The organism is Kitasatospora sp. NE20-6 (assembly GCF_045862635.1).
Window position 1 is genome coordinate 1 of record NZ_BPRL01000016.1, and the last position, 11,479, is coordinate 11,479.

An 11,479-nucleotide genomic window follows, 5' to 3' on the forward strand; every position below is an offset into this window, starting at 1 on the left:
GCCCCCGGGGGGGCCCCGCGCCGGGGGGGGGCCCCGCCCGCGCGGGGGGGGGGGCCCCCCGGCCCCCCCCCCGCCCCTCCCTCTGATGCTCCAGGTAGATCAGCCGGGCCCGGTCCTTCTTCGACAGCGGCTGCACAGCGGCGGGCTGCGCCTCAGCCCTCTCCGGCCCGTTCACCTCCATGCCCGGAACAGGGGCTGAGGCCGAGGTGGGCTGCTCGGCCGCTCCGAGGATCAATTCGGCGGCGGGAACGGGTAGCGGGCTGAGGTAGGCGGCATGCGGCTCGGCAGGCACCGGATCCGGTTCCGTAGCCGGCGCGGCCGGGGGCGTGATGGACATCGGGGCCCGCGGCGGAGCAGCGGCTGGTTCCGGGGAAGAGTCGCGCCTGGCCCCGCCCAACTGGGTGGGTTCGGTATGGATGCCCTGGGCGGGCGTTTCCGCGGTGACTGACCGCGGCCAGCCTGGGTGGGCTGCAGGTGTGTGCTCGGCCGGGTTCGCGTTCGGCGGCTCGGCCGACCAGGTCTGGTGCGGTCCTACGGGTGCCGCACTCGCTGGCGCCGGCCAGGGAGTGTGTTGGTCGGCAGCGATCGGTGAGCTGGTGGCGATCGGGCTCGGGCTGCTTGCCCCGAAAGTCTCGGCCGGCGTGTTCGGCAGGTTCTCTGCGGACGGTTCGTCGGGCGCCGCTGGTGCGAGCGGCGGTGCACTCGCCGTCGACGGCTGTCCGGCGGCCGGTTCAGCTTCCAGCTCCGCAATGGCAGCCCGCTCTCCTACCGTCTGTTCCCTCGTCGGGCCGGCGACGTCGAGACGCTCGGCGCTCCACTGCGGGGTGTCGGCGAGCGCTTGAAGCAGGGCCTGGGTCTCGATGCCGAAGCTGGCCAGGCGCAGCGGGCGTAGGGCGTCGAGTGGTGCGTGGGAGCGCCACCGGCGGCCGTACAGGTGGCGCAGCTCCGCTCGGTAGAGGATTCGGGCGCGTTCGAGGTGGACGACTTCGTCGTAGGAGCGGATCTCCCACAGCACCATCCGTCGCCACATGCGGAAGGTCTCCAGGGGTTGCAGGGCCCAGCGGGAGCGCCGGATGGAGTCCATGCGGCGGTGGTCTGCGAGGTTCGCGGTGCGGCGTACTGCGTGGCGTGCTGCTTCCACCACGGTCACGAACAGCGTGGGGATCAGGCTGTGCATCGTCGTTCCGAGCGGGTCGGGCCAGCTGACCGAGGCGTTGAAGGCGATGGTGCCTGCGGTGAGGAGCCAGGCGATCGTGCGGAGCGGCCAGAAGGGCATCCGCTTCCACGTGTAGTAGACGTCCAGGGCCAGGATCACGGCGATACCGACGTCGATGCCGACGGGGAAGACGTAAGAGAACCAGCCGAAGCCCTTTCGCTGGGCCAGGGTCAGTACCGATTCGTAGCTTCCGGTGAACCCGATGGCGGCGATGGCGGCGGAGCCGAGCACGATCAGGCCCAGTAGCGCCTGCTCGCCTCGCCGGTGTCCGGGTGCAGCATCCTCTGCAGCGGTGGGTGCTGTGGCGGGGGCGGTGTCGTTCGGCTTGGTGTGGTGGTCCTGTACTCCTGAGGTGGGCTCCATGAGCTGCCTGTCTTCCCTGCCGTTCGTGCGCGCGCGGCGCCTGTCGCCCTCCATAGATGGCGCGGGCGCACCTGGTGTGACTACCGGGCGGTGACGAGTTGTCGCCGGGCATTCGCGGCCCTGCCGCTTCGGTTCTCCCGCTGCCCTGCCCGCGTGGCCGGGGCGGGGCAGGTTCGCCACCGGGGCGTGCGGTCCGGGACGATGACAGTTCGATGCGCCGGCATCCGGCCAGCAAGGCTGCGCTCGGCTGTTCCTGACAGGAGATCACGACATGCCCATGGTCTTGGCCGTGTTCCTTGCAGGACTGCTCGGCCTGGGAGCGGGCACTGCGGCCCGACGCGCAGCGCTTACCTTCACCGTCCCCACCGGCCAGCCCCCGCGGGCCGGCTGCCCCCATTGCCAGGAGCCGTTCACGTCCCGCACGTGGCGTCTGGTCCTGGGCCGCTGCCCTTCGTGCGGGCAGCGGCTCGGAGCGCCCGCTTTCCTGCCCGAGGTGTTGACCGCGCTGTTGTGGGGCCTGGTCGTCGCCGACGTCGGTGTCTCCTGGACCGGTGGTGCGCTGCTCTGGCTGTCTGCGTGCGGTGTCGCCCTCACGCTCGCCGATTGGACGGCGCATCTGCTTCCCGATCGGCTCACCTTCCCTACGGCCGTGGGCGTGGTCACGCTGCTCGGTATCGGTGCCATCGCCGGGCACCACGAGGGTGCGTTCGCACGTGCCATCGCAGGAGCCCTGACTCTCGGCGTCTTCTACCTCGTGGGTGCCATGGTCACGAACATCGGTCTCGGTGACGTCAAGCTCGCACCGAGCCTCGGCGCCGCACTCGGGTGGTTCGGCTGGAGTTACCTGGTTGCCGGCCTGACTCTCGGCTTCCTCCTCGGTTCGCTGTATGGCGTGGGCCTGCTCGTGAGCCGGCGGGCTTCCGGGAAGCGCACCATCGCCTTCGGCCCCTTCATGATCGCGGGAGCCCTCGCTGTCTGCCTCATGGCCGCATAGGGTCTGTAGGCCGGTCGGGCCGACGGCGCTCCGGTCGGCAGCCCCACGGTTGACAGCCTCGGACAGCGGCCGCAGTGATCTACCACTCAAGGCCCTGTGCGAGTGCCAGGCGCAGCAGGGTGAGGGCGTCGGTGGGGGTGGCGGAGAGCCAGGGTTCGCCGTCGGCGGCGTCGCCGACGATGCGGTCGCCGACGAGGGTGATCCAGGTATCGGCGGTGATGTCGTACTCCTCGATCCAGCCGAGGAGCTGTCCATGTCGCTCCAGTGCCTGGAGGCCGGGGTGACCGGGCCAGGTGAGGTGGACCATGCTCTCGCCGAGGGTGTAGGAGCGGTGAGGAGTGCCGAGGTTGCGCAGGCCGGGCGAGGTCCAGCCGGTCGGTAGGCCGAGCATCATGTCCGGCGCCTGGGGCAGGCGGGCGGTGTGGGCCTGGCGGATTGCGCCCAGGGCCTCGTTGTGGTCGTGGTGGATACGGGGGCGTCCCTGGTCGTCGGTGAGGACGGTGGCGGTGCGGCCCTCGCCGTGGAGGAGTGCGCCGATCCAGCCGGCCGGGCCCCACCCGTCGGGCAGTGGTGCGCACCAGCCGGTGGGTACACCGTCGTGGAGCAGCTGGTGCACGCCGCCCGCCGCCGGTCCGTCCCAGGACTCCATGGTCCAGCCCGCGCCGAAGGTGACGGCAAGGCTGTCGGTCCGGGTGGCCGGGCCGAAGCGCGTTGTGGGCAGGGTGAGGGCCTGACGCAGTGCGAGGTCGGGGCCGGCCGGGGTGCCGTCCGCTTCCGGGGCGGAGGGTGCCGGGTCGGGATCGGCCGCCGTTTCGGCCCGGTCCGAAACGGGGGTCGGGTGGGTCGGTCCGGGAGCGGACAGGCTTTCGGCCCGGTCCGAAATGAAGGGCTCGGCAAGGAGGGATGCAGAGGCTCCCGTTTCGACTCGGTCCGAAACGACGGCCAGTCGCACGGCTCCTGACGGGGCCTCCTTTTCGGCTCGGCCCGAAAGTCGGATCCGGGCACCGCTGGCGTTCACCTCCTCCTCGATGCGAAGGGCGCCGCGCTCGTCCTCGTCCAGGCCTGACCAGCGGACCTCGTCCCGCACGACCGCAGCCGCGTCCCGGATCGTGGCCGCGAGCAACCCCGTGCGCGCGACGAGAGCCTGGTAGGCGGTCGCCGGGTCACTGTCCACGGACGCCAGGAAGGAGCGGGCCGCGTCGGCGACAAGGGCCGCATGCTGCAGCAACGCGGCCCGGGAGCTGGCGGCGGCGGGCCCGGCCTTGTCTCGGGCGACCTTCGATTTACAGGCTTTTGAGCAGTAGGTGGCCGGTCGGCCGCGGCCGCCGGTCGGCAGTGGATTGCCGCAGCCAAGCCGCCCGCACACCGAGCCGCCCGCCACGTCGAACAGCGTGCCGGACGGGCCGCCGGAATTACGGACCGAGTCGATACTGATTTGGGCGCTTCAAGGTGACGGCAGTGGGAGGTCGAGGGAGAACCCGGTTCCGGCGAGGAAGATCTCGGGGCGGTACTGCAGTCGCTTGAGGCGGTTGCAGCACAAGGGATTCGAGCCGGTCGAGAGCGACACTGGCGAGGTGCGCGAAGCTGCGCCTGCCGCCGTCCCGCAGATACTCGACGGCGTTCGCCTCGAAGCGGCGAAGTCAGTAGTGTCCGTCCCGGACTGGCGGGTGGCTTTCGGGCATGTCCGCAGGGAAGACCGGGAGGACCTCAGCGAATGACCGTCGAGCGCGCCGGGCTGGCACCCGACTGGGTGGCCCGGAAGCTGGTGACGTGCGACGAGGTCCGTTTTGCGGCCGGTGCGTTGTGGTGGCTGCAGTCAGATCCCGATCATGGTGGAAGTCGCAGAATCATGCGTGCAGGCCTCGGCGGTACGGCCCGTGCGGTGACTCCGCCGGAGCTCTCGGTCGGCGGTCAGCTCCATGCCTACGGCGGTGGTGATTTCGCCGCTGCAGCGGACGGCGTGTGGTTCGTCGGCGGTGACGGTTCGCTCTTCCATCATGCTGCTGTCGGTGGCGCCCCAGTCCGGATCGCCGCCGGTGGCGAACAGGTGCAGTACGGGGATCTCTCCCTGACCTCGGACGGGGTCCTGCTGGCGGTCCGTGGCCACGACAGCATGGACGAGATAGTCTCTGTGTCCCCGTCCGGAGAAACCTCGGTCATGGTTCGCTCGTCCGGGTTCCTCGCTTCCCCTCGACTTGAGCAGGGCATGCTGGCCTACCTGGAGTGGGACCGCGACCAAATGCCTTGGGACGGTTCCCGGCTGCGGCTGGCCCCCGCCGGGTCCGGCACCATCGGACCGGGCGCCGTCGTGGCGGGCGGCCCGCAGGAGTCGGTGGTGCAGCCGTCGTGGGGGCCGGACGGGCATCTGTACTTCATGTCCGACCGGACAGGCTGGTGGAACCTGTACCGGCTCCACAGCGGCAGCGAGGTGGAAGCCGTGGCCCCGATCGACGCGGACTGCACGCCCGCACCGTGGGAAGGCGGGTACCAGTCGTACGGTTTCGCCACGCACGGCGAGGTCGTTCTGACCATCACGGACGGGATCACCAGCGAACTGCTGTCCGTCGACGGGGCGGGCGGGCAGCGCCGGTTGGCCCCGAACCTGACATCCGTGAAGCCCTACGTCGCTGTCGCAGACGGCTCAGTGATCGTGATCGGGTCCACCCCGAGCAGCCCGGCGTCCATCTGGTCGGCCGAGCTGGCCGTCGGCTCGACCGGTTCCGCTCAGCGTGTCGGCCCGGAGCCGGCTCCCTCGCCGTCCTGGACGGTCTCCCCGCCCTCGGTGGAGACCGTGGGCTCGGCGGGCGGACCGCTCCGGCTCCTGCTGCATCAGCCCGCCGGTGCCGGCCAGGTACCGCTGATCGTCCGGGCTCATCCCGGCCCGACCGACGGCGTCCCCCTGCGGCTCGACTGGACGACCCAGTTCTTCGTCAGCCACGGGTTCACGGTCGCGGAAGTCCTCTACCGTGGGAGCACCGGACAGGGACGTGCCTTCCGCCAGTCGCTGCACGGCCACTGGGGCGAGTACGACGTCGACGACTGTGCCACCGTCGCCGAGCAGCTCCTCGCGTCCGGCCTGGCGACGCCGGGCGCGGTGTTCATCAGCGGTGCGAGCGCAGGTGGTTACACGGCCCTCCAAGCCGCCTGCCGGCCAGCGCCGTTCGCCGGTGCCACCGCCGTATCGGCGATCATCGACCCGGTCCGGTGGGAGAAGTCCGTGCCGGCATTCCAGCGCCCGCACGCGGCGGTGCTGAGCGGGCCCACGGGAGCAGTACTACCCGGCAACATCCGGCGCCCGGTCCTCATGATCCACGGCACCCGCGACACGATCACCTCGTCCGACGATGCCAGAAAGTTCGCCGACGAGCTGGCCGCCCGGGGGGACGACCACGACAGCCTGTTCCTGGAAGGGGGCGATCACTACCTGTCGGATCCTGCGTCGCGGGAGCGCGCGCTCAGGGCCGAACTCGACTTTTACCAGCGTGTCATACGCCACGGGACAGCGTGACCGCCATGCTGTCGGCTTCGGGGAGGACCGCTCGGACAAACTCCCGGAGGTCGCGCACCGGCGCGTAGTCGGCGTGGACCTGGAGGTCGGCCAGCACGCCAGCCACCCGCTCGACGCAACGGCCCGACCCCGTTCTCGCAGCGTATGCAACAGCGTCCCTGCCGATCGCGCACGCCTGATCGAGGTCGCCGGTGCGCAGCCAGGTGGCGGCGAGCAGGGCGGCGTCGATGGCGAGACGTCGGACCTTGTCCTTTCCGACGCCGTCGAGGGCGTCGGCCAGCTGACTTCTGGCGGCCGGGGCTCGGCCGAGGTCGTGGAGGCAGTGCGCGACCTCGTCCGCCAGGTAGGCGTGGGTGAAGTACCGGATCCAGTCGGGTTCGTCCTCGTGATCCGCGGCGTCGAGTAGTTCCTCGGCCTGCCTGATCAGCCGGGCCGTCTCGGTCTCCCGTTGCATTCTGGCGTTCGCGCGGGCGACGACGGCAGTGATGGCCGCCCGGGTGGCGGGGCCTGCCGCGGTGATGGCCGCGGCCTGTGCCGAGGATGCCCAGCGCAGGGCGGTCTCGGGCTGTCCGCAGTGCAGGGCGAGGTGTCCGAGGTTGACGGCGACGAGGTAGGCGCCGTACGGCTGGTCGCCGGTGGCTGTTGTCAGGGTCAGGGCCCGCTCGTAGTAGGCCTGGGCGCGGTCGGGGTTTCCTGTGTCGACTGCTTGGTAGCCGGCGAGTTCGCAGAATCCGGCCGCGAGTCCGGCACGGTTGCGGGCGACCCGTTCGTCGGCGGCAGGGCGGCGGAGCAGACCGTCGAGTTCGGTGTCGATGTAGCCGCTGACCTGTTCCGCGTAGCGTCGAGCGCCGTGCGTGTGGTCGAGCTGACGGAACATGGCGAGCATGCCCTCCGCGGCGCCCAGCTCGTCCTCTGTGACCCGCAGGACGTTCGGGGACTCCTGTGCGGCCGAGTTGACGGCAGACCAGTCACCGATCAACGCGTCGGCTGAGGCGAGCTGCACGCCGCTACCGTCGGCGGCAGGGGTCGGAGTGCGGTCAGGGTCTGGTCGCGGGCCGGGCCCGTCCTCGGTCGCCGCCGTTGTTTCCCGGCGGGTCTGCTGGAGCAGCCTTTCCAGCTCGTCCGCATCGACCCTCAGTTCCTGTGCCAGTCTGGCCCGCTGCCAGTGCCGGGGCTCGGACTTGCCGTTCTCCCATCGGCCAACCGTGCTGCGTTCCACGTGCAACGCCCCTGCAAGGCTTTCCTGCGAGTGACCGGCCATCGCGCGCTGCGAGGCCAGTGCTGTGCGGTTCTTGACCACCATTGGCTGATTCCCAAACTTCTTCGCACTCGCATGAGCCCAGCTCAGCAGGTGGTTTGCAGCAGCAACGCCTCGTATAGGCCTCAAGTTTGCTCTGTTCTTCGGCACTTCGTGCTGATTCCGTATGACTCGCCGCGGGAGATCGGGCATCCGGCCCTGCCGCTCCGTCCTCCCCAGCACCCCGTCCGTCCTGCCATGGAATCCGGCGAACACCCTCGTCTGTTCCGTGCTCGGACCTTCCAGGCCATGCGCTGCGCCACGCACATGGACAAAAAGGTGTTCGGCCGCTGCCCGGTCGGCCTCCTCACAATCTTCTTCCCGCACTGCGGGCCCCCTACGACCTCTGGATCCGCTGACAATGGTGATATTCGATCTTCTCTGGGCGCCGACTGCTGTGACCGGTGTGGCGGCTGCGGGCGCGGCGGCGTTGTGGCTGAGCGCTCGCCGTCGGGTCTCCCTCGTCCTGGCCGACCGGGGCCGGATGCAGGTCGGGCTCGCCGGCGCCGAGGAGCAGGCGGTCGTCCTACGGAAGTGGCTGGTGGGATTCGAGGCAGAGCTGGACCACTTCGTGGCGGCCCGGCTGCCGGTGTACGTCTCGTCCTTGGAGCACCCACACCTGCTTGTGCCCGGTCCGGTGGATGAGCGGGCGGCTGATGGCGGCTTGGAGGGCAGGTTCCGGGCTGTGCTGGAGATGGTGGGCAAGGCAGTCACGGCAGAGCGGGCAAATGCCGACTTCGCCGGGCAGGCGGTGGCCCGGGGGGCGGCTCAGGTGCTGCAGTCCCTCGGCTACCGGATGCAGGATCTCCTCGTCGGCGCGCAGGAGCGCTTCGCCGACGAGGAGGTGGCCGCCTTCCTGTTGGCTGCGGATGCGCTGAATGAGCAGGCGCTGCGGCGGGCGCAGGCCACGGCGGTGGCGTGCGGCGCTCCGGTGGGGCTGTCGCGGGATGACTCCCCGTTGGTGGACCTGGTGGTGGGCGCACGCTCACGGGTGGAGGGTTACGGGCGGCTGCGGGTGTCCAACCATCTGAGCGGGGATTCCCATGTGGGGGTGGTGGCTCGGGCGGCGGAGCCGGTTGCGATGATCCTGGCCGAGCTGATGGCCAACGGCCAGTATTTCTCGGCCGGGGCTCCTGATGTGCCGGTCGAGGTCGGCCTGTACAGGACGGCGACCGGTGCCGCGGTGGTGGTCGAGGACGCCGGGCTGGGGATGAACGCCGACGATCTTCGGTTCGTGGCCCGGATGCTCTCCGGCGGGGCGATGCGGCTCACAGATCTGGGGGATCCGCCGCGGAGCGGGTTCGCCGCCGTGGGTCGGCTGTGCCGTCCGCTGAACATCGGTGTGGAGCTGTCCAGGTCCCGGTTCGGCGGCACCTGCGCGACCGTACACATCCCCGGGGATCTGCTCGTGGCGCTGGACCCGGTGCTGCAGCCGGCCTCGGTGATGGCCCCGCGTCCGGTTGCCTCCGTGGCTGCGCTTCCGGCGGCCGAGGTTACGGCCGGGGCATCGGACCTGCCGCACCGTCGCCGTCGGCGCCCCGCGGACGGCCCCACTGCATCCGTCCCTACCGCAAGCCCTCCCCCACGCTCCTCCGCCGAGGTCCGCGACATCTATGGCGGTCTGCAGCGTGGCACGACCGCCGGCCGTGCCGCAGCCCAGCAACACGCCTTCCCCGACTTCACAGAGAGGCCGAACCCGTGATTCGAGGCACTGCGATTGTTCCTGATCTGGCCCCCTATGTCGCACAGCTCGGCGCGATGCCGGGTGTGCAGGCGGTGGTGGTTGCGGCTGTCGACGGCATGCGGCTGGCCGCGTCCGCGTCTCTGTCCCGGGAGGCGGGCGAGCGTACCTGTGCGATGGTCTCCAGCCTGCTGAGTGCCTCCCGCGCGGCGGGCGGGGCGATCACCGACAGTGCGTCGGTGCCGGCCGTAGGTCAGGTGGTGGTCGAGTCCGATCTCGGTTTCCTGATCGTGATGCCGGCCGGGGAGAACAGCACTCTGGCGGCCCTGGCGGAGCCGGGGGCGGACATCGGCACGGTCGCGTTCGAGATGAGCCGCAGCGTCGCCGCCCTCGGCAGGGTGTTCGGCACCGCGGCGCGGGCGGAGGGCTGATGAGTGGCCGTCAGGCGCGACGGATCGTCCCGTCCTACACCGCGACGGGTGGCCGGGCGCACGCGCCCCGGCACGGTCTGGACCAGCTGACGTTCCTGCGGGTGCGGGTGGGCAGCGTGCCCGACGGCGGGCTGGATCCGCCGCACCTGCGGCTGCTGGACGTGCTCGCCGGTGCCGGGCCCGGCATGACGCTGGCCGAGACGGCTGCGGCACTGCGGCTGCCGGTCGCGGTGACGCGGGTGCTGGCCGGCGACCTGGTGAACGCCTCGCTGATCGAGGCACACGCTCCGGTGCTGCGCTCGGACGCCCCTGACATCACACTCCTGGAGAGGGTCCTCGATGGTCTCCGCAAGGCCGAGCTCGGTGTCCGGCAGTCCTCCTGACGTACCGCAGCTGGTGAAGATCATGGTCGCCGGGGGCTTCGGTGTCGGCAAGACCACCTTCATCGGCAGCGTCTCGGAGATCGCCCCGGCGTACACCGAGGAGGTCCTGACCCGGGCCGGCGCGGTCGTCGACGACCTTGCCGGGATCGAGGACAAAACCACCACCACGGTCGCCAGCGACTTCGGGCGGCGCACCCTCGCAGGCAGCCTGGTGCTGTACCTGTTCGGAGCTCCCGGCCAGCAGCGCTTCCGCTCTCTGTGGACCGACACAGCCCACGGCGCGGCCGGCGCGATGGTTCTCGTAGACACCCGCGCCCGGCGCCTCGCGGCCTCGTTCGAGGCGTTCGACGCGGTGGAGGAGAGCGGTCTGCCCTACGTGGTGGCCGTCAACCGCTTCCCCGACAGCGTCCCACTGCCCGAGCACGTGCTGCGCGAGCACCTCGACCTGGCCGCCGCCACCCCGCTGGTGGCGTGCGATGCCCGCGACGAGGGCAGCACGCTGCGCGCCCTGATCGCCCTGACCTCCCACCTGATCGCTACCGCCCAGGCAGGTATCCGTCCATGATCCCTATCTCCCCGCTGGCCCGGCTGTACGGTCCGCAGTTCGCTGCCGACCCGGGCGCCGTCTACGAGCAGCTGCGCGCCTACGGGCCCGTGGTGCCCGTCGAACTCGCCCCCGGCGAGGCGGCCATGCTCGTGATCGGTTACTGGGCCGCACGCGATCTGCTCCAGAACACCGCCGGAGCATGGTCGAAGGACTCCTCCATCTGGGCGTCGTTGCGGCCGGACTCGCCGTTGCTGGGCATGCTCGGTCCCCGCCCGAACCCGCTGTTCGCCGACGGCGAGCGTCATGCACACTACCGCAGGGTCGTCACCGACTGCCTGGCTCGGATCCGTCCGCACGAGCTGCGCGCCATGGTCCACGGCTACGCCAGCGGCCTGATCGGCGAGTTCGCCCAGACGGGCTGGGCCGACCTGGTGGGCCAGTACGCCCGCCGTCTGCCGTTGCTTGTCTTCAACCGGCTGTTCGGCATGCCCGATGCGAGCGCCAGCGTCCTAGTGCGGGCTCTGGCCGGGATGATGGAGGCCGATGGCGAGCAGGCGATCGCCGCCGCCGCAACGTTCGAGGCCTACCTGGGCCAGCTCCTGGCGGCCAAGCAGCGCCGGCGTGGCGACGACCTGACCTCGTGGATCCTCGACCACCCCGCCGGCCTGACGGCCGAGGAGGTGTTGCACCACATCATCCTGCTGGTCGGCGCCGGCAACGAGCCGACCACCAACCTGATCTCCAACGCCATCTCGCGGATGCTCTCCGATGATCGCTACTACAGCACCCTGGCCGGCGGCGCCCTGACGACCCGGCACGCGATCGAGGACGTGCTGCGCAACGAGCCGCCGATGGCGAACTACGGCGCCCATTACCTCCGGAGCGACGCCGTGTTCCACGGCGTGCCCATCCCCGCGCACATCCCCGTGCTGGTCAGCTACGCCGCCGCGAACACCGACCCCGCCGGGCTCGACCGTGATCCGCTGGTCAACGGTGGTGCGCCCCTGGCCGGGTCGGCCGGGGCGCCCGCCTGCCCCGCCCAGCGCCCCGGCCAGATCA

The 11,479-nt window shown here is 70.8% G+C and carries 10 protein-coding genes and 1 pseudogene; 7 read left to right on the plus strand and 4 right to left on the minus strand.

The window, feature by feature from the left end:
• On the minus strand, positions 1-1,579 hold a 1,579-nt coding region (locus SNE206_RS15205; protein WP_407913876.1), incomplete at its 3' end, for a DUF2637 domain-containing protein.
• A 271-nt stretch (positions 1,580-1,850) separates the two neighbouring features.
• Here SNE206_RS15205 and SNE206_RS15210 point away from each other — a divergent pair.
• A complete protein-coding gene (locus SNE206_RS15210; protein ID WP_407913877.1) occupies positions 1,851-2,573 on the plus strand; it encodes a prepilin peptidase in 723 nt (240 codons plus the stop codon).
• Positions 2,574-2,652: 79 nt separating this feature from the next.
• On the opposite strand, the gene SNE206_RS15215 is transcribed toward SNE206_RS15210, so the two are convergent.
• Positions 2,653-3,747 carry a hypothetical protein gene (locus SNE206_RS15215; RefSeq protein ID WP_407913878.1) on the minus strand — a complete coding sequence of 365 codons (1,095 nt, stop codon included), beginning with the start codon at positions 3,745-3,747 and terminating at the stop codon, positions 2,653-2,655.
• Between the two features lie 540 nt (positions 3,748-4,287).
• Between SNE206_RS15215 and SNE206_RS15220 the strand changes: the two genes are divergently transcribed.
• Positions 4,288-6,081, plus strand: coding sequence for a prolyl oligopeptidase family serine peptidase (locus SNE206_RS15220; protein WP_407913879.1), 1,794 nt, complete (start codon positions 4,288-4,290; stop codon positions 6,079-6,081).
• Here SNE206_RS15220 and SNE206_RS15225 read toward each other — a convergent pair.
• Positions 6,059-7,084 carry a hypothetical protein gene (locus tag SNE206_RS15225; protein WP_407913885.1) on the minus strand — a complete coding sequence of 342 codons (1,026 nt, stop codon included), beginning with the start codon at positions 7,082-7,084 and terminating at the stop codon, positions 6,059-6,061. The two genes, SNE206_RS15220 and SNE206_RS15225, sit on opposite strands and share 23 nt — an antisense overlap.
• Before the next feature lie 114 nt (positions 7,085-7,198).
• A pseudogene (locus SNE206_RS15230) lies at positions 7,199-7,531 on the minus strand (helix-turn-helix transcriptional regulator); the annotation flags it as partial.
• Between the two features lie 208 nt (positions 7,532-7,739).
• On the opposite strand from SNE206_RS15230, the gene SNE206_RS15235 reads away from it, so the two are divergent.
• The 5 genes from SNE206_RS15235 to SNE206_RS15255 form a co-directional block, all read left to right on the plus strand.
• Entirely contained in the window at positions 7,740-9,080 is a 1,341-nt protein-coding gene (locus tag SNE206_RS15235) for an ATP-binding protein (RefSeq protein ID WP_407913880.1), read from the plus strand.
• Entirely contained in the window at positions 9,077-9,490 is a 414-nt protein-coding gene (locus tag SNE206_RS15240) for a roadblock/LC7 domain-containing protein (RefSeq protein ID WP_407913881.1), read from the plus strand. Before SNE206_RS15235 ends, SNE206_RS15240 begins: the two co-directional genes overlap by 4 nt.
• Entirely contained in the window at positions 9,490-9,873 is a 384-nt protein-coding gene (locus tag SNE206_RS15245; RefSeq protein WP_407913882.1) for a DUF742 domain-containing protein, read from the plus strand. The genes SNE206_RS15240 and SNE206_RS15245 overlap by 1 nt, the downstream gene beginning before the upstream one ends.
• Entirely contained in the window at positions 9,830-10,438 is a 609-nt protein-coding gene (locus tag SNE206_RS15250) for a GTP-binding protein (RefSeq protein WP_407913883.1), read from the plus strand. The genes SNE206_RS15245 and SNE206_RS15250 overlap by 44 nt, the downstream gene beginning before the upstream one ends.
• Positions 10,435-11,479, plus strand: a 1,045-nt coding sequence (locus SNE206_RS15255; protein WP_407913884.1) for a cytochrome P450, incomplete at its 3' end; no start/stop codon positions are given. The genes SNE206_RS15250 and SNE206_RS15255, both read left to right, overlap by 4 nt.